The organism is Mesorhizobium sp. M0051 (assembly GCF_040323235.1).
GTDB lineage: Bacteria > Pseudomonadota > Alphaproteobacteria > Rhizobiales > Rhizobiaceae > Mesorhizobium.
In genome coordinates, this window is sequence record NZ_JAMYUT010000025.1 from 13,236 (window position 1) to 35,244 (window position 22,009).

Consider the following 22,009-nt stretch of genomic DNA (forward strand, 5'->3'; position numbering starts at 1 on the left):
TCGATGGATGACAGTTCGAAGAACCCGATCACTGACGACCTGCAGGTGGTAGGTCTGGCAATGGCAAGGATCGTCGGCGGCGGGCCCCAGGCGTTTTACGTTGCCGATATGCGTTCGTTCGCTCACGAGGGCGACAGTGTATCCCAGGTGGTGGTCAATGCCTTTGGCCTACGATCGATGTTGCTCGACGGCCAGAAGCGGCAGATCAAAGCCAAGGACAAAGATGGCAAGGAAACCACGTTCGCACCGTTTGTCCAGCCAACTCTGCTTCGCGTCTATGCGCGCCCAAGGGTGTATTTTGGCAGTCGGTCTCTTACAGTGGGCAAGGCAGGGGCGCCGCTCAGACAGCAGGAAGATGCCAGCGATCTCCTCGTCACGCCGATCCAGGACTGGCCGGATCATCCTGATCAGTTCGCCTACGCGTCGCCATTCAGACTGGTCGAGGGGCGCTATGGCGTCGAGATTCAACTTACCGAGGACGCAAGCAACACGCCGAACGAGTTGGGCACGTTCCTCGGCTTGAAGGATAAGTCGCTATTCAACGGGTTGGAAGTCGATCTTGTCGGCAGCAAACCCAGATACCTGCAGGCAGTTCTGACGCCCGAAGGCATAGAGTTCCAGGGCAGGATCAAGGATCCGACGCGTCCAGCCGATCAGGCTACTTTGACGATTGCAGCGGTGTTCCGCCTCGAATGCGATGTCACGCCAACCGGAGAGTCGGGTTACCTTCTGCGCCTCGTGCGCGCCGTCGATGCGGCATCGCAGCCTGCTATCGATGCGGTTGAGGCGGGGATCGCCTCGGCGTTCGCCGGCCTCGACCCGGCGGGCGCACCGGTCGCCGTGCGCTATGACAGGCGCCCACTGGCGCCGCCGCTGTTGTGGCGATTGAACGAAAGTGGCGGGAAGTTGAAGCTGGTTGCGGTCGCAGGTTCCACAAGCGGCGACTTCGAAATGGTCATCGATCGCAACGCTATCGATGTTCGCGTCAAGACCACTGGCCAGTTGCCAGATGCAGAGCAGGGCCTTGCGATGATCTTCGCGCAGAACGTCACCTGGCGGCGCGAGAGCGAAACGGCGTTCAACGTCAACTTTGCCGCCGGATCGAAGATCTCGAAAGCGGAGCTTTGTGCCAAGTTCACGCGCAATGGCGAGGAGGTCACGCCTTGGGGCAGTGAGGTGGTCGACTTCAAAAGCGGCAAGGGCGCCAAGGTTGCGCTAAAACCGATCGCCGATCGGCTGCTGCCCCTGTATCGCGCAGCGCGGGCCATGGACGACAGGATCGATCACGCTCCCTATGTCTTCATTCCGGTCGCCGAGGGCGTGGTGCAGCTTGCACTACCCGATCTGACGCCGCCACCACCAATCCCCAGCGCGTCCGCCAAGCCTCCGCCTTTATCGGCGATGAGCGGCCGGGTCTATGTCCAACAGGGCGGCGAGACAATGCGGGGCCTCGTGCTGGACGACGCTGCAGGAATCGAGCTCGTCGTTGCATGGGAGTCGGCAAAACCTCGATCGGCCAAACTCAAAGCGGAGACGCCGAAGGGACAACTCGTCGGCTTCCTGTTCGCCTGCGAAAGCAGTCCGACCGCACTCGAAGCGTTGCCCAATCTGCAAGGCGGGCCGGCAGCGACGCGCGACCTGCCGCTATGGTTTGGTTGGTCGCCACCCGAGCCGTATCTGCAGGGCGACGTTACATGGGACGCTAAAACCGGCAGGTTCACCGCAGACATGGCCGCGACGGTCACGCCGGCACCAGACAGCCAGGATCCAAAAGACCCCGATCCAAATGTCATCGCATGGTTGCCGCCCGCAGACAGCGCGTTCGTCACCAACCATCCGCTGACGCGTGGTCTTCCGGCCGCCGCGAAACCCTCGGTGTCGCGTGGCCTGGTGCCCCGGACGGTCAGCGGCGGCTTCACGCTCACTTACGCCGACGAAAAGGACTATCTGCCGGTTTTCTCAAGTGTAAACCAAACGTGGTGGAAACTATACGCTGACACCACTCGGCCTTCGTTTCGTGACGACACACTGATCTCGACCACACTGGCCGGCGCCGAGTTCTTTCCCAACGCATTCGACAAGTTCGGGACGTTCAAACTGCAGGCGGCGCTCCGCTTCGACCTGCCCATCCTGGACGAGCTGTTTGCCTGGTCAGACCCGCCGAAAAAAGCTCAGGCGATGCCCGGATCGAACGTTGAACCGATCTCAGTGCCGACGGCGCTGGAGCCTGCCAGGCTCAACAAGATTTGGGATGCCAATCGACGGCGCATGGCGCTGACCCGCACCCAGTCGGCCTTTGTTGCGAAGTGGTTGTCCGAAGGCACCAGGTACAAGGCAGAGAAGATTGTCGGTCTGGTTGAGACCTATTCATGGTCCGCTGACGTCGCCGTCTACGCCAAGGCCAGGGACGCCTATGGTGAATTTTTCCTTGGCGGCCAGGCGTTCCGTCTCGACGCTGCGGTTCAGGGTCTCGGCGGTGACAAGACAATTGGTCCGGCAACATTCGATGTCAAAGGGGATGAGCTCGTTGCCAAGGGCAACGAGCCGATCAAGATCGCTGGCTACGCAGCCAATCTCTACGAATATGACAGCATGCGCTGGGACTCCCGTGGTTTCGGCGTTGCAGCCGATGCTGCCGATGGCGTCCGCAAGGCAAGGCTGCGGACCTGGCAATCCGGTGCGATCAAGCCAAGGGACTTGTCGCTGCTGACGATGTCTGCGGCCGAGCCGCTGTCGTTTTCCGCAGATGCCGCCCCGTGGAAATTTGCGAAGGCGCTGAAATTCTTCGCCCGCGACCTGCCGCTCGACGGCTTGATTTTTGATGGAAAGAAGAACCCGGTGGAAGCAGCCATCGGAGCCGTAGGTCAGGCATTCGACCAGGACAGTTTTCCACAATCGCTGCATGAATGGCGTCTGTTCGAGGACGCCGAGCAAACGGGCGTCCGCCGCCACGATATACGCTGGGGTCCATTTGTCTTCCGCCCTTTGCGCCTGCTGCGGGCAACGTTCGACGGAACCCGCATCAAGTCGATCAATGTGGTCGGATCGATGCGACTCGACCGCGACTTCAATGACCCGGGCGGGCCTTTCGGGCCCGACGACATCTATGAGCATGGGGACCTCCTGCAACTCGCGCTGACCCGTGGCACTTCAGATTGGCGCTACGCCTGGACCGGGATCCATATGACCCGCAATTCCGACGGCACTGTCGAACTCGCGGACGAGGATATCAAAGATAAAAAAAAGTTTGCGCCAAATGTCACCATCGAAACGCTGCTCTCCGACCCGGGCGACGACCCGCAGTCGTACCGCTTCACCAAGCCGGTCGCGGCCACAGCAACCATCGATATTGCGCAACCGGCTGGCAGTCTGAACGCGGCAATCGAGCTGCGACTTTTCGGGTCGGATCTCAAGCTGATTGCGAAGGTCACGCCGACTGATGAAGGGTTCACCGCGACAGTAGAAGCGCCAAAGTCGGGAACGACCACGAAAACGCATGTCGCTTTCTGCCCTGCGCTCGTTTTCAAGGTCGACAGTTCGAACAGCACACTGGTAATAAGCGGACCGATCTCAGTAAGGTCTGACAAGGCAGGAGGCGAGCCCCTTGCTGAGTTCCAGCCAGCTTCGTTTGCCTGGCTTGACCTGCAATCGGCAAATGCCGACGCGATCCAAATCGACCACGACAACGGCGCGATACATGGTCAAAAAGAACTCAGCCTTAGAGGGGGTTCGCCACTCTTCTCACTGCGGTCGCGAAACAAACTCGCTGTTGTCGCTGCTTTGGCCTTCGTATGCGGCGACGTGACGGTCAAAGATGGCAAACTCAATCCCATTGAGATGCGGACAGCATGGATGCGCGTCGTCGCCAGCGACGACGACGGGAATCGGATCGACCACCGACTGATAGCTACTGCAAGCGTTAGACAACATACGCTGGAACTCACATGGAGCCGAACCTCACGGAGCCCGATCCGCTGGCCGGTCGGACAGATGCAAACGGTGGACGGCAAGCCTCTGCCCGAAAAATGGCTCAGTCCCGCAGACGCCAATCAGGCCGCGGCTGAACGCAGTCGTATTATTCACATTCTGGACGACTCCGATCACCGGCTCGACCACCACGTCACGGTGAAATTCAACCGGCACCGCATCCTGGCTGACACGCTCGCTTGCTTTCTGACGAAGGTCCTCGATGTGGAAGTCAGGGTGACGACCGTGAGGGAACCGGTCAGATTGATTTGTATAGTGGATCACCGCTTGCAAGCGGGCGAAATGGCGCTAGCGCATTGGACGACGCTCGATCATACCGCAATCACCACCCCCTCGCTCATGGCCATGGAGGCTATGAATTATAGCTTCGCGCCACGCAGCCTCGATCACGCCTATCGGACGGAGACAATAAAGGACGGGCATGCCGGCATCATTCAACTGATCTTTGGTGCGGCCGGTTTTCATGACAGGCTTCTGGCCGACAAGCTCTGGATCAAGTCAGACCTGCCGATGCTGCTTGGCGGAGCATCCACACTTTTTGCGGTCCCACGCAACGGAGGGTGGCAGGGCATGCCCCCCAGTGATTTCGCCGCCGTTGTTCCGTGGCTGATGATGGATGGCGTTGATCCTATCAACATAGCGTCCGGTGTCTGGAGGGTCGCAGCGCCTGATCTGTGGCCTGCCACCCCGATGCCAAGCTCCGGCACTGTCGGAACTGCCGTGATCGGACGCGGCTTCTCGGAGCCTGAGATCGTCGACCAGTTTGGCCAAGGCCGTTTCGTACGCTTGGCTTGCGACGCTGCTGAGATTGAGTTGACGATTCCGGTCGAGCAAGCTTACTTCGAGAAGTGGCTGCCCGATAAGGGGAAGGCGGCGCCGATGGACAAGGCGGACTACAAGGCTGCCCCCTTCTTCCTCCGGGCAATGATGGCGATCGAAGCTCGCCTGAAAATAGATGCGCAGGCCAGAACACATTCGCCAGCGCAGGATTTCGAATGGATTGCCGAGACTATTCTGGCCGCCCGCCTCACCAAGGCCAATGACAAGGCGCCTGCGGTCGCCGCTTTGCGTTGTCGCGTCGGTACGCGGACGATGCCTGAAGAAATTGCCTTTGTCCTTTCGACATCTGATATGTCCGAGCAGCCGATGCGAACTGCGAGCATCACCGCGCTGTCCGCATCCAGGATCACAACCCAATCCGCCTATCGACGCGTCTTGCCAACGTCCGAGATCGCACCCGGCGAGGCGATCGAGGCTGCGATCGATCTTGATCGCAAAGCGCTTGTAGCAATTGTCGAGATCGACGATGGACTGAGCAGTCCCGACGTAACACCGCACCCGGTCCCGGCTGGTCTGGATGCGAGCGCGATGCCCGGCAAAGCCCTCACCAGGGCGGGGACCGACCTATCGCCGTCCGCCGCCCTGGGATGGCCCTCGGATACGGCGACCACCGACCTTTCCAAGCTTACGCCAGCCCTGGGAGACGAGATGCCATTGCTCGGTCACGACAGTGGCTTCGCAGCTCGGTTCCAGCTGTTTGGCTGGCCGGCCTATGCACCTGCGGTGACAAGCAAGGGAGAAAAATCCACAAGCGCTTCGGCAGACCTGCCGCCGCCGGAGGCGCTGTATCTCAGCTTCGCCAACCATATCACCTATGATCGCAGCACCGCGAAGTATCTTCCTGACGGAACCAAGGCCGATACGATCCTGCCGATCACTTTCGATGGTCCGACGGCGCGGCACCTTTTGCCGGCTGTAGCCCGACGGCGCGCGCCCACGTTTCCCTCGTTGGCCGCCGCCTTGGACGAGCCGTTGTCGTCGTCCAAGTCACCAAGTGACCGTGGAAAGCCAAAGAAGGAGGTTGAAGAACTACGAAGTGCACCGACTCTGCCACCGGCCGTCGAACGAGCCACGATCGGCCGCAGACCGGGCGTATTGGAGGCGGCTGTCGCGTCGCTGACGGTTCCGGGCGACAGTTTGCCTTTCGATCCCGATGATCCTCGATTCGGTCGTCCGGCCAATTCGGGGCCAGTTGCTGCTCACCAGTTGCGCAACCCGCGTTCGCCGGTATTGCCTATCGACGAACTCACGCCCGACGAATTGAAAAAGGGTCACGCAGGGATCGAGCAGTTGACGATCAGCTATCGTCGGCGAACCTACGTGTCGCTGACCGACCTGGACCTTGGCACCGGCCGTCAGCCACCGTTCAATGTCTTCGACGGCGCCGCAGACGTGGTCCGATACGAAACCGGCAAGCCTCAGCTACCCAAACGGCATGACAAGGTGATTTTTGACCTTGTCGGGCATAAGGCAAGGAACGGAAAGGTCAAGAATCAGGAAGCCTACCTGGGCCCTGACTGGGACGGCAAGCTTGACGTCAAATTGACCGCGGCCGTCTTCAATCCAGACGGTGGCCAGGAACCGCATGTCAGGGCAACGGGCAAGCTGCAGATTGACGCTTTAAACCTCGAAATAAGCTTTACTGACGACAAGAAATCGTCTGCGAATTTTCTCGAATTCGATCTTTCCGCTGTTCCGATCCTCCATCTCGAAGTGGCCAGACTTGCCGATGCACGCGACGCCTTGTCAGCCGCGACTGCAGACACGAAAATCCGCCTGTTGCTTGAACTTGAAAGGCTAGGCCAAGATAAAAAAAGAGACCTGCCGCTGGGCCCGCGCGCGCAAGTATTTTTGCCGCTCATGCTCGATCCCGGCATGCGACGCGTGGTTCCTGTCAAAACAACGACCGTCGTGTTTGCCGACCCGTCATACGACCGGCAGTTGGCCAGTCAGACCATGAGCGCATCGCGCCGACCGCCCGAGTTGGCGGGACCGTTTCTTGTCTCCTCGGACCGGCGCGAATATGACCTCGAACAAACGCTCTACCTTGCAGGTGGAGTTATCGACACCGCGCTTGGAACGTTCGCCGAACTGCAAGATATCCCAGAATTCAAGGTGGAATTGTTCCGGCTGCCTCCGCAGGGCGAAAGCGTAACGCAGCCACCGCCACAACAGTTGGTAACGGCAACCGGATCGCAGGCAAGTGGAAGCTACACTGTCGCCGCCGCCTCGGTCGTCGAGCTGCCGCTGAAGCAAATGGTCCTTAAGCCGAACGACAGCGGCGTAATCTCGCCCAGTCCACCCTGCGCGCTGCAGCCGGGTGATCGCTTGCAAATCGCCATAACACCGGCATCAGATAAGGTCCTCGACCAAAAACTGTTCGAGAGCTTTGCTCTGATCGTCGACATCGTCGCCGACCCGGTCATCGCGCCGCCGCCAGCGGTGTATTCCGTGATCGAGACAACTGCCGACATTTCACTGGCCCGAGTCAGGCTACACGCGGCAGGACCGTTGCCGCAAAAGATTGAGTTTCCCGATTTGCTTGCAGACCTAGCTCTCGAGCATGTACGGCGCAGGGCGCTGTTCGTCTGGCGCTATGCAAAGGCCGGCAAAAGCGATGACGGCGCTGGGTGGAAGATCGAACTGATCAAGTTCGATCGCTCGGGTGGTGCCCAATTGCCGAATGGGTAGGGCCGATTGGAACTTGAAGTCGTCAGGCAGCAGCTTTGGGCAATAGCAAAGGTCACCGGAACAGGGATCGAGGACGAAAGTCTGGCATCGAAGGAGAAACGCACATGGCAAAAGCAGCACAGAAAAAGCCAGAAAAGAAAGCCGCAACAAGAATCGTCCCAAAGAAAAAAGAGGCTTCAGGTGCATCGCGCACGAGGCATCTGCGATTGCGCTGCGACTGCTACCTGTTTCTAGACAAGCTAACCGCCAAAGGGCTCTCGATTGATGATCTTGATCTGGTGGACTATGCCAAGGATGGCGCCGTAGCGCTGCTGGCAGCGTATCCCGCAGATGTGGTCTTCACCAGTGGGCGACGCGACATTCAGGCTCAGGCGGACGCGATGGCCAACAATGTCGTGAAAGATCCGAAATGGATAGAGAAGACCTACAAGGCAAGCACGCAGCGTGATCAACTTCAGAAATGGGTGGATGACAATCCGGGCGCCAAAACTGCTGCCGAGATTTCTGCCGGTCTCTACAGTGTTATGTCGGCTTGGAGCGATGCAGAGAAAGAGGGCTTTTCGGCCCATTTCACTGGAAAGGCATTTGATATGTTGCCGCCAAAAAATCATGCGGAAGAGATAGAGAAGTTCATCAGGAAGCTTCCCTATTTCAAGCAGCTACTCACGAAGGAAGGCGGCCATATCATCTGGCACGTGGCCTTCGAGAAGAAGTAGGATACGAGCTTTTGGGCGGTACGCGGGCAGCTGTCAGTTGATCCAGAAAAAGAAAGAGCCGCGCTCAGAGGTCCATCCCTGAACCAATCGTCGCATTAACTGTCGGGAGGGATTAATGGACACACCGTTTGCTCCGTTTGAAGACGGAACGGCGTTTGAGGCGCTTAAGTCACTGGTCTCAAGCGCTCATCCTCCGTTGGCTGTTATCGGATCCGGAGCGAGCATCAATTCGGGTTACCCTAGTTGGCCGGACCTCATGATCGAACTTCGCAAGAAAGCGGGAGCGACGGCGCGGATTCATCAGCTCGCGGAAGCCCTCAAGGGCGATGCCGCTTGGGAGGCTGAATTTCATTCAAAGACACTCGGCAAAAGGACCTTTTCCGAATTTATCAAAGAGCGTTTTGGACCGCCGATCGTGCTCGCCGAGCCACACCAAACCATCGCGGCGATTCCATTTCGACATTTTCTGACCACCAACTACGACCCTTGCATCGAGCTGGCATTGCATCAGATGAATGAACTCGCGCCGGCCGTTCTTTGGGAGGACGGGAATGCGCTATCCAGGTTTCTGATCGGCCTTTCACGGACAGGCGAGCCCCGCAGCGTAGTCTACCTACATGGCCGATACAGCCGTCCTCAACATGCGATACTTACTGAGACATCGTATGTTCGACGCTACATCAAGAGCGATGATGCGCGCCGAAAACTGCTCGCTATATTTATGACAAATCCTGTCGTGTTTGTTGGGTTCTCGATGTCGGATCCTGACTTCGGCAATCTGATGCGTGAGGTTACCGCCAGGCTCCGCACACGCTCGCCTTGTCATTATGCACTCATGAGTTACGGTTCCGAACCTGAGCGAGAGGCCCTTCGCCATCGCATGCGGGGAAAATTTGGCGTCGAGCCCGTTTTCTATAGCCTGGCCAAGAGTGGCGAAGACAAATACGCCAACCTCTTGAACCTTCTGCAGGCGCTGTCACCGCAGACGAAAGGGCCCAAAAATGTCTCTGAACCTTTTGGGGGAGGGGGGCAACAGCAATTCTCAAGACGTCTGGACCGTGATCCAAATGACCCCGAAAAAGGTCAATGGGGCGGATTGGCTGAGACCGGAGGCCGTCGTCTGAAGGTTGTGCGGAAACCTGGCGGAAACCGCAACCAGTTTCTCGTCTTCAGTCTCGTGGTTGAATCGCTTCCGGATTCAGCGCCGCTCGAAGGCGATGTCATTTTCCACCTTCATCCGACGTTTGATCCGCCGGTCCGTGTCGTACACGCGTCGAACGGCAGAGCTGTCCTCGACAACTGTGTGGCCTATGGCGCATTCACAGTGGGAGTCGCCGCGGATGAACAAAGAACGCAACTCGAGCTTGACCTTGCGCTTCAGTCGAATCTACCGGATTGGTTCCGCCGACGCTAACTATGTTCTGTCGCCTTGCCGCGAAGCGACGTGGTAGAAAGAGAACTTAAATCCGCCCAGGAAAATCGGCAGCGAGCCGAGCTCTGAAGATTTCCATAATCTTCTTGAAGCCACCTCGCTTCGGATGAAGTTCATTGGCCCATTCTGATATTTTCAACGTTCCCTGTGTTTCGAGCAGAGTGAATCGGTTCGCCTTTTTGTTGGCGAGGCGGCCCAGCAATTCGCGAAAAAGCTTCAAGGCATCGGCCACAGCCTTCGTATTCGCAGTCATATCGGTTTGGCCACTGAATTCGAATGCAGGATGCAGCCAAGGTCCGATGCAAGCGGGATGAACATTGTTCGGGATCGCGAAATCATAGCAGTGCCCGTAGATCGGAACGTTCTTGGCGTACAAATTGCGAAGCTCGAATAGCTCTTCGTACGACGCCTCGATCATGCCCATGGCCTTTTTGAACCTCGCGTCATCGAGAGGCGGGTTGGGCGGATTGCTGATGAAGATGCAGAATGCGTCCCCAGCGATGTCATTTCCGCCTGCCGATATGAGAATCGCATCCGGCTTGCCGCGCCGGCCCCATTTGTCCTTGGTTTGGAGCGCTGTCTTGATGCGCTTCTGCATCGGTAGCGACAGCTCCACGACGGATGTGTAGCCCCAATGCTTGGCAGGAACGATGATCGGCTTGGGTGTGCCTACATCCTGCAACTGCTGGATAATGTCCGTGTGCTGGAAGGTCGGACCGTTATCGAGCAGCGGATAGTCGAACCAGGAATCTCCAATCGCCAGAAGGCGCAAGGGATCAGCAACCAAGGCCCTGCCGCTTCTTTGCGCGCGTTCGGCGCGGGCATCGGCTGCAGCAATGCGTGCCTCGGCGCGCTTGTCTTCAGCGCGCTGTTCGCGCTCAATCGCTTCTAGCAGTTTCAGCCGTGTCTCGTTCAGTTTGATGGCAAGCCTATCGCTGTTTCTCATTGCGAGCCTCCTCCAACGCTTAACGTGCGTACAATTCCTTTTTTGATCCTCAACCTCTAGGGCTCCCCTCAGTCACCCTCACCATCGCGCTGGCGCTATCATCCACATCAGGCTGTTATGCAAAATCGGTATTGGCCGTGGTAGATCGCTGAAAACGTGATTTGCCGGGCATGGATCGAGCGAGGCGGCCAAGCGCATGGCCACCCGTAAGCAGTCCGACGCGTGATACCGAGATGCTCAGCGCCGTCGCAGCAGAAGGTTGCTCATGCATACTCTACGTGCAGGCGGAATCCTTGCGTGGCAGCCAAGGCCTCCCTCAGTTTCACCGCGCAATCCTTGAGTGTGTCGCCGTCCTCGACAATGCCGACGCACCCGTGAGTGCCAGGCGGAGGGCCGTCGGGGTGAATACGGAAATCGCCTCGAGTGCCGGTCGGGATGACTTCGTCTATGTCGAACGTGAAACCTATGCCGTGGCGAGAACACCAGCTTTCAGAGCGTTTGCGGTAGTTGCTGACGACGAAGTAGCCAGGGGGCGTCGGACCATATTTGCGTTTGTAGTTCGCCGCAAATCCTCCCGTGGTTGCGTTGTATTCGCCAACGCGGTTGCCATCCATATCGTAGACAGCCAGTTTGCCGGTGTAACGAACCACATTCATTTCGTTGAGAGCCTGGTCGATCTTGAAGGTGGCCAATACCGGCAAACTCCGAACCAACGGATCCATCTGGTCAGTAGCATCCGAAGCCTGCTTGGAGCCTGCCTTCAACTGATTCCAGGTCAGAGGCGGCTCCTGAACCCCTGAAATAAACTCTCGTATCGCGAACACAACGTCGACAGACAGCGTTTCTAGTGCCTCTTCAAATTCATTTCTATCCTTCTGGTAGAGTTCGAGAGTAATGTTGGCAGGATCCTCGAACTGCGTATCCGAAACGGCCGCGAACACCGTGAGCCATTCACGGAGCTTCTGCGGGCCTGAACGCTCTAGGGTCGACCTTCCCAACGCAAGGATTGGAGCTTCTAGCCCGCTCTCATAAGCCTCCGCAACAAAGCCTCCGCTGTCGATAATCATGGGCAGGATGTCGGTGACCCTCACGCGGCGCGCTGGCACAGTATTCCGCTTCCGTTCGGCATCAATCCCGTTGAGGATCTGGTTGTCGCTGAAAGGCATGCCTCCTTGCGCCTCATGTTTGAACATGGCGTGGGCCAGCAGCAGCATGTCGGCGTTCGAAGCGAGCGATATGTTGGTGTTGCCGTCGAGCTTGTGGTCCGACCATTTGGCCCATCCATCCACATAAGCCTGGATCTCGGCTTGCGCAGCATGCGGCCCTGCATACTTCTTGGCCAGTGCCGTGATCGAGAAACTGCCGACGTTCCCGAAACCGTAGAGGTCGGCGATCAAGTAGTACCAAGCTGAGACCCCACATTCGGGGGTTTGAAAGATCGCAGTCCTGTTGCCTTTCTTGTCAGGAGGTGTCTCGCCGACATAGCCCGGCCGCTTCTGTTGCCACGGCCTGGCATTGAGTGCACCGGGATTATTGGTCCGGATCGACCGCCTTACAGCGACATCATCAGGCGACGCACTGAACCATCCGCCGTCAACTACGGTTCCGAAGTCGACCTTGTAAGAATAATTGTGGACCGAATTGCTCAGGGTTGAAATGAGTTTAGGCAGTGCTTTTGCCATGTCGGTCTCCTCCTAGACCAGATGTCGGCCAGCTTGCTTCAGGCAATCTCCACGCTCGGTACTTTTAAAGAGCGTCCTGCCTTCACATGCAGAAACGTGGCTTGGTCCTTTCGATCCCGCGTGCCGATCTGTCCGCGGAAACGATTGTCACGGCCGTCTGCTCGATTGCAGAGTAGCTGCGGAAAGGTAAGGGAACGTAGTCGCGTCGAGATATTGGCCCCCGGCGTATGGAGCGTGTCAACTTCTGCCAGTCGCGGTCGCCCTGCCTGCCATCGGTACCTAGCTCAAAAATTGTGTCGAGACAGATTTGACCACCGCGCAATTTGGCCAGAGGTTGCGATGATTTGACCAATTCCTCGCCAGGAAATGGGCACGCGTTGAGTAGATCCTTGAATCCATAGAATTCTTCGGCTATGTTTTCTCGGCTCGTATTGAGACGTCACATGAACTACATGCATGGCCGGAATACCTTCGGACCAAATAGCCAAACCAGCCTTGCATGAGCTGTGGCGAATTTCAACTGTGCCAAACAGAATTATTAATTGGCTACTTGCGTTCGGGTAGACACCCTACAACTCTGAAATCTTCAAATGCAGGGCGCAAAGGGCTCTGCCCCTCCCTTTCCCGACAAGCGCTATCGATGTGGTCGAACCCGAGGGAGATCGGCAGTCCCGGACGGAGCGACGTTTGGGTCGAAAAAGCCGAACTCGCTTTGACAAATTCACGACAAACGCTACAGCCTTCCACAGTCACAGTTTGCGCCGGATATCGCATAGGACGCGTGTGGAACCGCCGTCAGGTTCATGTCCTCTACAGGAATTTGGATCTGAACGTTCATGGCTCGTTCCTGACATTCAGATAAAGATGGTGGGCAGTATCGGCCGCTGCTGCACACGGCGAGGCAGGGACATTGTTTTTCACCCATGTAACGACGGCAGCGACGGCCGCGGCCGTTGAGCAAACTGAAAATAACGCCGGCGCCACCTGCGTTCGTGCGTCATAGACCTTGAGCCGATTGGCATAACTTGGTGTATCCTCGGCGGAGCGTTGCATCTGGGAATACTGGGAAGCGCCGGCAACTTCTGTGCCCTTGCCGCCTTAGCTGTTGTAGTTTCTTCCGGCTTACCCGTATTGTCCCGGATGCTCCGGGCCCACCCATGGGAACAGACACGGCTTTCCATCGATCGCTTGCCCGGAGCGCGAGCAGCACGGGCAGCCTGCTACTGGCTGGCCCGTTTTGACCATGCGAGACGAGTTGCGCGAGGCGCGACGAGGCTGCCATCCAGACGGACCAGTTGTTTTCCAGGTCTGACGTGGATGGCGCCCCAGAAGCGCCAACTTTCGCCTGGGCGCGGGCGCTACTTAGGTTGGCATTCGGTATCCACGGACATTATTCCTCTATCATCGACGAACTGAAACCTCAGCGCAGTCAGGTAGTTTCGAAGACAGCTGCCGTCGTGCGTTGCGTTAATCTGTGTCTCGAAGGTAAGTTCGGAGAAATTATCTCCGTTGCTGATAGAGAAAATCAACCGAGCGGAATCTGCATCCTCAACAAAAGGATTTAGTTTCAACAACATCCCGGGACTAAGGGGAAACTCCAGAACGCTTTGACCCGTTGGGGCTTCCAGAGAAAGATTTCCGCTTCGATTAGATTCATTGACAAGCGAAAATTCAGAGAACTGTATTGACACTACGTGCACTCCTTTCGATGATGATATAAGAAAGGCACGGCGCCGCTCAATGCTTCTAAACCGCTGAGCGAGTTCAATTTATTGTGCCGCACGTTGCTTGAGCCTGCCACCGTTTGATCATGGATTTCCTGAGCATGGAGTGGAGCGTCGTCACATTCCGATACCTACTTCTGAAACCGAATTCTTGTTACCGCAAGTTCCGAAATGAGAACCGCAGCACCCAAGAGTCCGACCAAAACAAGCATCTCTATTTTGTCCAATCTCAGTAGAACGACTGCAAAACCGAGCAAACCTACCGCGAGAAGGCAAGCGGCAATGTTGAACAAATTGTTCCAAGCTTCGCTCATTAAATCGTACAGGTCCTTCACGCTGCGTTTTTCTGTCCAGAAGTAACGCGGCATAAGCAAACGATCATATGCATACATCGCACGAAAAAAAAGAACGACTGCTATCGCTATAAAAATGACAGAAAAAAAGAAAGCATAGCGGTAGAAATTGCCAAGTAGATGGCACTGAGGAGCGCAGAAGCCATACTCGTCACCACCAATAATTGTTTCGAGTTTCCCTCTGTCGCTAATGAGGGCAATTACAGCAGTGAGGAGTCCTGTAAAGAACGCCCCAAAAGTTTTCGCTACATCCATCTTTGCTTTGATTTTTTCCCTGAGTGACTCAATGAGATATTTCTCATCTTCCGTACGATCTTGATCCCCGTTCATGACGTTCTCCATGTGCGGCAGCACCATTGTGACAATATCCTATATTTTACACCCTACTGCGCGGCAGGCGCCGCGCCAATGGTGATCAGATCCAAATATTAGTACATACTCCGAGCACGGACTTGGCGTTGACGTCTGCTGAGTGGGCCCCAAGCACCGGACGCGATACTTTGAGAGTTGGCGGCGTTGGCGAAATGACTTTCGAGCCTATTCGCAATGATCCTGGCTCCCTGATGAGAGTCTGTAGCGGGATGCCGTCGTCACGCAGAGCGACGACCAGAATAATTTGGAGACGGGCGCCCCGCCTTCGGCGAATCCTGTCTGCATATAGGTCTATGAGGTTTGAGCGATTGGCGCCTTAACGCACACCGTCCTCTACGAAATCACGATCAGCGAATGTCGGTATCGGTGGTTGCTGGTCCCCGCAATCAACGCATGTGTAATCCTGCGCCGTCAGCGTTGTTTTGATTTCGACAACTTGACGAGTCGGGCTGAGCTCATTCGGAGTCCTCGCCACTGGGTTCGCCACCAAATACGAGAACATACGAAGGATATGGCTCGGCTAACCACCCGCTAACTGATTGATTGTGTCGAAAAGACCACGTCCCTCCGGGCCTACCATGATTGTCTGAGCAATGCGGCTTGGTATCGTCAAATCGGCACGATCAGCGAATCTCGGGTTCGGTGATGCAGTCAGTGATTTTGGACCTAAGGCTTCGGATCGACAACCAGCGGGTTGGCCCATTCAGGTCGAAAAGGCGTTTCAACAAACTCACCAGATGATCCCGCTGGCGCCTGTCCCTTTCGCACGTCGTCGTGTCCGATCTGTACGAACATGCGCTTGGCCCGCTTCCTCAACGCTGCACGGCACCACATCCTTCACTCCGATGAAGCAATCGGTGAACAAGCGGGATGCCGCTGGGCCAAATGCCTGCACGCGTCGGGCGGTGCAACATGCGCTCGATCCTATGCTAGTTCGGTTCGTGGAAGCTCTTGCGATTGCCGATGCTAGGCGCGATCATCTCGCCGCGAGGCTATCTGCTTCGACATCTAAATGGGATGTCGAAGCAATTGGCCGTAACGGCGAGGTTCATGAATGACACGCGCAGCCATCTATGCCCGGTTCTCGACCGAGCTGCAGAACGAAAAGTCCACCGATGACCAGATAGTCCTTTGCCGCGCGTATGCTTCGCGGCATCGGTTTGATGGTCGCAGCCTACGAGGACAAAGCTCGCTCTGGCGCTTCGATGTTTGGCCGCGATGGCCTGATGAGAATGATGGATGCGGCGCGCGAACAAAAGTTTGATGTCGTCATCGTTGAGGCACTCGATCGCCTTTCGCGTGATATGGAGGATCTTGCTGGGCTTCACAAACGACTGTCATTCCTGGGGATCGAGATCCAAGCTGTTCACGACGGCACAGCTGACGCGATCTTGATCGGAATTCGAGGTCTGGTGGGCCAGATGCAGCGCGAGGACGGCGCAAAAAAAGTGCGTCGAGGAATGGCCGGAGTAGTTCGGGACGGACGCCATGCCGGCGGTCGCGCATACGGATATCGAGCAGTTCCTGGGAGCCCCGGTGAACTGGAGATCGTTAAAGAGGAGGCCGAGGTTGTTCGCCGGATTTTTGCGGCCTACACCTCTGGCCGGCCACCACGCGAAATAGCACAAGATCTCAATCGCGAAGGCGTTTGTCCGCCTCGCGGCACTCGTTGGAACGCCTCGACCATCAACGGCAATGCACAACGCGGCGCGGGGATGATTTTGAACGAGCTTTATTTTGGACGCATCGTCTGGAACAAGGTTCGGATGGTTAAGGACCCAGATACCGGCAGGCGTCTGTCCCGTCCGAATAGCCGCGACCAGGGGCAGACAATTGACGTCCCACAGCTGCGTATCGTTGATGAAGAGATATGGCAATGCGCGCAGGCCTTGAAGACAGAACGATCTCGTCTCAAATCGAGTGTGAAGCGTCGGCCGCCACACCTCCTCTCGGGCCTGTTACGATGTGGCGGCTGCGGTTCGGGCATGTCGGTGCACGACCGCGACAAGACTGGCAAAACACGAATTCGCTGCTCGACAGTTCGTGAGAGCGGCAGCTGTTCCAATCGTCGCATAGTCTATCTGCGGAACGTAGAGAATGCTGTATTGGATGGAATGCGTGATGAGCTGAAGGACCCGCGGCTCATTGAGATCTACGTGCGGAATTATAATCAAGAGCGTCAACGGCTGGCAGCCGGTGCGACCAATGCTCGGATCACCCTTGAGACAAAGATCGCACGGATTGAAGCCGAGCGACAACGCAACATTGACTTGGTAGTCAAGGGAGTCATTGGGGATGACGACGCCCGAGAACGCATTGCCGAACTGAAAGGTCGACGCATCGAGGCCGAGGCCGAACTCGCCAATCTTGAAGAGGCGCCATCAACCCTTGCCGTACATCCAGCGACGATAAAGAGGTATGTCAAAACGGTCGATGAGCTCGCTTCGGTCCTAGCTCATCACGCCGAGGCGAATGACGATCAGGGCGCGCTGGTGAAGAGCTTCCGCGCGCTCGTTCACAGTGTGACGGTTCATCCCAAAGGGGCGCGACAGGGTATTGAGGTCGAGGTCAAAGGCAAGCTTGCCGCCCTCATCGGCGGCAACACATTTCCCCAAGCGCGCTATGCTGGGGAACGTGCGGTGGCCGAGGACAGCCAAAGGCAAGATCCCACTATTACGTACGATAGTGGGTTTAGGGTGGTAGCGGGAGAGCGCTACCGCCAATACAGCGCTGCAACCGAGTTCGTCTGTTGAAGGGACTTCGCAAGCGAGGTCAGCAGATGCAATCCCGTCCCCGCAACCAATTTCATCATAAATCGATAACCGTCAAGGTCTAACCGGCGCGGTTTTTGCGTTTGGGCGTAACGCCGACTTTCATCTCCGGTCGTCGCGGTGCAGCAGAACCTAACCGGTGAAGGCCGCAGGTGCGCGTTTCCGGCAGCGATAAGCGCACTTGGGGACGGCGGAGATGGGGCAAACTTTCTTCGGGGAGATGCGATGTTCTTTGCGAAGAGTTCGATCTCCTCGATGCTTTCATAGACGAGGACCAAGCGCCTGCATTCTCGAGAGCAAGTTGGGGAATAGGCTCATCCATAGGTCTAGTCGAATAGGCGGTAGCGCACAGTTTACGCTAGAATTGGCTGCAAAACGGTTCCATTGACTGTCGGCTCAAAGGCTACAAACCTTGGGCAGAGAAAGCTAGCTCCCCCGGACCAGAACTGGCAACGAGTTATGGCTGCACTACAGGCGACAACCCCCTCAGTTGAAGGCCCAAGTCCCTGTAAATGCGATAGGTCCGCTTCATGTTGATGTCCCAGCCCTCCCGCGTGAGCATCACGTGCACGCGCCGGTAGCCATAGCGAACCCGCGTCGCGCAGATGTCTTTGATCCGAGCTTCGAGGCCGGCCTGGTCACGGCGGCGGGACTTGTAGTGATAGGTGGAGGTGTCGAACTCCAGAACACGGCACGCTCGCCGGATCGACACGTTCCAATCAGCACAGGTATCGGCCACCAGCTCGCGCTTGCGACCAGGCCTCACAGTTTTCGGCGGATCACGTCCTGCAGCATCTCCTTGTCCAGCGACAGGTCGGCGATCAGCTTTCTGAGCTTGCCGTTCTCGTCCTCGAGCTGCTTCAGCCGCTTCATCTCTGTCGGCAGCAGCCCGTCATATTTCTTCTTCCAGTTGAAATAGGTCGCCTGGCTGATCCCGGCCCTCCGGCAGATCTCCGCCACAGGAAACCCATCCGCTCCCTGCTTCAGAATGAACGCCTTCTGCGCGTCCGAAAACTTCGATGCTTTCATCGCTTCCGCTCCTCTCCCAGCCGGGAAACTACAGCGGAAAACTCCAATTCTGAACGGTCCAGTTTCGGGGGATCAGATCAGATTACTTTCATTCCTCCTGGAATGCCCGACTGATTTGGTCCGACAGCGGCTTCACAAAATAGGAAAGCGCCGTACGCTCGCCCGTCTTGACCATCGCTTCGGCCGGCATGCCGGGCACGAGCGTCAGGTCCTTGAGCTTCGTCAGTTCCGCATGCGGAACCGATAAACGCACCAGGTAATACGAAATGCCGTTTTTTTCGTCCGTCGCCAGATCGGCTGCGATCCGGCTGACATATCCGTTCAATTCCGGCGTGGTTCTCAGATTGAAAGCTGACATCCGCAGCACGGCCTTGTGACCAAGCTGGATTTGGTCGATGTCCTTCGGGGTGATTCGTACTTCAAGCGCAAGATCGTCGCCTTCCGGCACGATTAGCATGATCGGATCGGCGGGCGTAATCACTCCGCCGACCGTATGAACTGCGAGTTGTTGAATGGTGCCTGACTGCGGCGCGACGATATCGATCCGTCGCAGTTCTTGTTCAGCCGCCACCTTGCGCTCACCATACTCCCCGACCTGCGCCTGAACCTCTCTGAGCTCCTGGCCGACTTCGGTCTTGAAATCCTGATCGATCTGCGGGATCTGCAGGCGCGTTTCGGCTATGCGGGCTGCTGTCTGTGCCTGATCTGCGATCTTCTCACCGCGTTCGCCACCGAAAGTGGCAACCTGGATCTTCAGGCTGTTCAACCGTTGGTCCGAGACAATGCCTTGGTCGCGCAGCCCACTCAGAACAGCAATTTCCTTTAGGAGAACCTCGATCCTTTTTTCACAGGCAATTTCCTGCGCCTCGAATCCTTCGATCTCGTGGCGATACTGAGTAATGTGTTCCGCCAGTTGCGCCTGCTTTCCGTCGCGGGATTGTCTGCGGAATTCGAACAGCAGCGTCTCGCTATGTATTGCCGAAGCTACGTCCGGAACATCTCTTCGGGCGAGCAGCCAGTCCGGGAAGGCGATCTCCGCGAGATCGTCACGCTCAGCATCGAGTCGTGCCTGGTAGGCGGCGAGCTCATCGAGCCGCTTGCTGACTATGGCGAGATTAGCGCGCGTCTGGGTGGCATCGAGCCGCATGAGGATGTCGCCGGCTTTTACTTTATCGCCTTCGCGCACCAGGATTTCTCCCACCACCCCGCCGGTCGGGTGCTGCACCTTCTTGACATAGGAATCGACGACAAAGTGTCCGGACGCGACAACCGCACCGGAGAGATTCGTGAAGGCCGCCCAGGCTCCGGCTCCTCCCACAAAGATTACGCTCGCCAGGAGGCCCGCCACCAGGTGGCGGCGAATGGAGCTGGAAACGTCATTGTTCTGATGAATGCCGGACACCGGGATCCTCCATGTCAGCGCGCTCTCCCACGTTATCCTGTGTAGATTCGATGGCCTTGACGCCAGCGCCTCTTGCCATCGCTGTCCCCTTCAGGACTTTGGAAAGCGCTTCACCACGCGCACCGAATACTCGCTGCCGTCCACCTTCCATCACCAACACCAAATCCACGGCGCGGATGGCGCTGGGCCGATGGGCGACGACAACCGCAATGCCCTTGCGCTCGCGCACGGAGGCGATCGCCTTAACGACCGCAGCCTCGCCTTCCGAATCGAGATTGGCATTGGGTTCATCCAGCACAACAAGGAAAGGGTCTCGATAAAGAGCACGGGCAAGACCGATACGCTGGCGCTGCCCGGCGGAAAGTGCCGATCCGGCCTCACCGATTGGAGTTTCGTAGCCGTGCTCAAATCGGAGGATCAGTTCGTGCGTGCCCGCTGCTTTCGCCGCGGCGACAATAGCCTCAGGGTCAGGATTATCTTCAAAACGAGCGATGTTTTCGGCAATGGTGCCGTCGAACAGTTCAACACCTTGCGGCAGATAGCCGATATGACGGCCTAGTGCTTCCCGGTCCCATTGATCGAGGCTTGCGCTGTCGATGCGAACTTTTCCGGCGACCGGCGCCCATGCGCCGACGATGGCGCGCGAGAGTGTCGACTTGCCCGAGCCCGATGCACCGATGATCCCGAGTGCGCTTCCCGCCTGAATGGCAAACGCAAGGCCGGTCACGGTCGGCTTCCTTGCGCCGGGCGGAACGATTGTCACGCCTTCGAGGCGCAGTTCGCGTTCAGGTGCAGGCATTGGCATAACGGCAGCGGATTCAGGAACCTTTTCCAGGAGGTCCTCCAGCCGCGCCCAACCCTGGCGCGCCATGAGGAAAGGTTTCCAGCTTGAAATGGCCAGATCGACCGGAGCCAGCGCACGCCCCATCATGATCGAACTGGCAATCATAACCCCGGCCGTAGCCTCCTGTCTGATGACAAGGTACGCGCCGACGGCAAGAATGGCCGATTGCAGCAGCACGCGCAGCGATTTTGAAATGGCACCCAGCCCACCTGCCACGTCCCCAGCTTTCCGGTTGGCGGCCAGAAACTTGGCATTGGCCTTTTGCCATCGGGCAGCGATCCGCTTTCCAAGACCGAGAGCTTGCACGACCTCGGCATTGCAACGCGCTGCTTGCAGCAGACCATTGCGTGCCATGTTGTGGGAAACGGTATCGCTTATCGGCCGTTGCGAGAGAGTGTTGGCAAGGAGTGTCAGAGATGTGAGACCGCCCGCCCCGATAAGTGCCGTCATGCCGATCCAGAAATGAAGGAGGAAGCAAATGCCAAGATAAAACAGCATCCATGGCAGATCGAAGAACGCTGTCGGACCGTTTCCACCTAAGAAGCCGCGAACATTGTCGAGATCGCGAAGCGGCTGTAAGCCGTCGCCCGGCATGCGCGTTGAAAGCGGAAGGCGAACGATCGCATTGTGAACGCGTCCGGAAAACTCTCCATCGAAACGCTCGCCAATCCGCAGCAGCACGCGGGCGCGCAAAATGTCGAGCAAGCATTGGAACGCATAAAGCCCCGCAGCAAGCACGACGAGCCCCACCAGCGTCGATACGCTGCCACTTGCCAGAACGCGGTCATAGACTTGAAGCATGAACAGCGGCGAGATCAGCGCAAGCACGTTGACCACGCCGCTGATCAACAGAATTCCCCAAATAGCGGAAGTCAGAGGGAAAGGTCTCAAAGCTGAATCCTTCAAGGAATGGTTACTCACGTAGGTCTCCGTGAGGATCTGGCGACCCAGCTCCCTATATTGCTCCCCGAGCGGCAACCGACTCGCTGATTCAGGATCAGTGCTCCCGCCGAATATGTTTGGTTTGGCATCTAATGGAGCGGGTCAACAACAACACCGTCCGGCTGAAGGTTTGGAAGGGATTCATCGTGGCCGGCCGCAAGGGCCCGAACAGGCTTCCGCCTCCACGCCTTCAGGGAGATTTCGGTGTACGACCAGCGCGACGTGCAGGGCTTCGTCAAGCTGTACACGCTGCGACTGCTCCCGGGCGCCCCGGCCCA

Annotated in this window: 9 protein-coding genes and 1 pseudogene; 4 read left to right on the forward strand and 6 right to left on the reverse strand. The window is 57.3% G+C overall.

Annotation, left to right across the window (positions count from 1 at the left end):
- The first annotated feature begins 3 nt into the window (after window positions 1-3).
- From NKJ90_RS23315 to NKJ90_RS23325, 3 genes are all read left to right on the forward strand, one after another.
- Window positions 4-7,518 carry a hypothetical protein gene (locus NKJ90_RS23315; protein WP_352486871.1) on the forward strand — a complete coding sequence of 2,505 codons (7,515 nt, stop codon included), beginning with the start codon at window positions 4-6 and terminating at the stop codon, window positions 7,516-7,518.
- A gap of 104 nt (window positions 7,519-7,622) precedes the next feature.
- Window positions 7,623-8,234, forward strand: a complete 612-nt coding sequence (locus NKJ90_RS23320; RefSeq protein WP_352486872.1) for a hypothetical protein — start codon at window positions 7,623-7,625, stop codon at window positions 8,232-8,234.
- Window positions 8,235-8,349: 115 nt separating this feature from the next.
- A complete protein-coding gene (locus tag NKJ90_RS23325) occupies window positions 8,350-9,648 on the forward strand; it encodes an SIR2 family protein (RefSeq protein ID WP_352486873.1) in 1,299 nt (432 codons plus the stop codon).
- Window positions 9,649-9,694: 46 nt separating this feature from the next.
- Here NKJ90_RS23325 and NKJ90_RS23330 read toward each other — a convergent pair whose 3' ends face one another.
- The 3 genes from NKJ90_RS23330 to NKJ90_RS23340 all read right to left on the reverse strand — a co-directional run bounded on the left by NKJ90_RS23330 (window position 9,695) and on the right by NKJ90_RS23340 (window position 14,728).
- On the reverse strand, window positions 9,695-10,612 hold the full coding sequence (locus NKJ90_RS23330) for an SGNH/GDSL hydrolase family protein (protein ID WP_352486874.1): 918 nt from the start codon (window positions 10,610-10,612) through the stop codon (window positions 9,695-9,697).
- 263 nt (window positions 10,613-10,875) lie between these two features.
- Window positions 10,876-12,294, reverse strand: coding sequence for a L,D-transpeptidase family protein (locus tag NKJ90_RS23335; protein WP_352486875.1), 1,419 nt, complete (start codon window positions 12,292-12,294; stop codon window positions 10,876-10,878).
- A gap of 1,855 nt (window positions 12,295-14,149) precedes the next feature.
- On the reverse strand, window positions 14,150-14,728 hold the full coding sequence (locus NKJ90_RS23340) for a hypothetical protein (protein WP_352486877.1): 579 nt from the start codon (window positions 14,726-14,728) through the stop codon (window positions 14,150-14,152).
- 1,178 nt (window positions 14,729-15,906) lie between these two features.
- Here NKJ90_RS23340 and NKJ90_RS23345 point away from each other — a divergent pair.
- Window positions 15,907-17,496, forward strand: a complete 1,590-nt coding sequence (locus NKJ90_RS23345; protein WP_352486878.1) for a recombinase family protein — start codon at window positions 15,907-15,909, stop codon at window positions 17,494-17,496.
- Between the two features lie 490 nt (window positions 17,497-17,986).
- On the opposite strand, the pseudogene NKJ90_RS23350 reads toward NKJ90_RS23345, so the two are convergent.
- The 3 genes and pseudogenes from NKJ90_RS23350 to NKJ90_RS23360 form a co-directional block, all read right to left on the reverse strand.
- Window positions 17,987-18,543, reverse strand: a pseudogene (locus NKJ90_RS23350) (transposase); the annotation flags it as partial.
- Between the two features lie 88 nt (window positions 18,544-18,631).
- Window positions 18,632-19,945: an HlyD family type I secretion periplasmic adaptor subunit gene (locus NKJ90_RS23355; RefSeq protein WP_023784697.1), complete on the reverse strand. Its 1,314-nt coding sequence runs from the start codon at window positions 19,943-19,945 to the stop codon at window positions 18,632-18,634.
- Window positions 19,920-21,695 (reverse strand): type I secretion system permease/ATPase, encoded by a 1,776-nt coding sequence (locus NKJ90_RS23360; protein WP_352486924.1) that lies wholly within the window; start codon window positions 21,693-21,695, stop codon window positions 19,920-19,922. Before NKJ90_RS23360 ends, NKJ90_RS23355 begins: the two co-directional genes overlap by 26 nt.
- Window positions 21,696-22,009 lie beyond the last annotated feature (314 nt).